1 protein-coding gene is annotated in these 587 nt (G+C 50.8%); it reads right to left on the reverse strand.

Features of this window, described 5'->3' with window-relative positions; genetic code table 11:
• Nucleotides 1–587, reverse strand: a 587-nt coding sequence (locus tag ACTNB3_RS17900) for a transposase (protein WP_441027313.1), incomplete at both ends; no start/stop codon positions are given.

Consider the following 587-nt stretch of genomic DNA (forward strand, 5'->3'; position numbering starts at 1 on the left):
GCTTCGGAACAGCCACATGAATGATTGGGTCTGGGCTCGGCGCCCTTCCTCGTTCAATACCTGAACTCGGGTTTCATCTGCCATTGCAAAGCTGCGTTTCAGCAGCTCACGGTGGAAGTAATCATACATTGGCTGGAAGTAGTTCTGTGAACAGTAGATGATCCAGTTGGCAAGAGTGGTGCGGCTGATCTGAGCCCCATACTGTTTCCAGTCTTTCTCCTGCCGGTAAAGGGGAAGCCCATTGGCATACTTCTGATACATGGTCCATGCAACAGTGGATGCTGAGGCAGGACCTTTCCCAACCAGAGCCGCCGGAACCTGAGACTTTATGATCACAGGCTTTTCTGTATCGCCAAACCCTTCCTTGCAGGACGGACATCCGTAACTCTGGCTGTAGTATTCGATCACTTTACAAGTAGCAGGAATGAATTCCAGTTCCCGGCGGACATACTCCTCGCCGATCAGGACCATCTGCATACCGCATACCGGACAGATCTGGTCTTCTTCCGGAAGAGGGATCACTACTTTTTCAACCTTCAGGCCTTTGAAGAGATCCTCATGGGTTGCCTTCTTTTTACGGGTATGTT

The sequence above is a fragment of the Bariatricus sp. HCP28S3_D3 genome, from assembly GCF_052065755.1.
Lineage (GTDB): Bacteria > Bacillota > Clostridia > Lachnospirales > Lachnospiraceae > Allocoprococcus.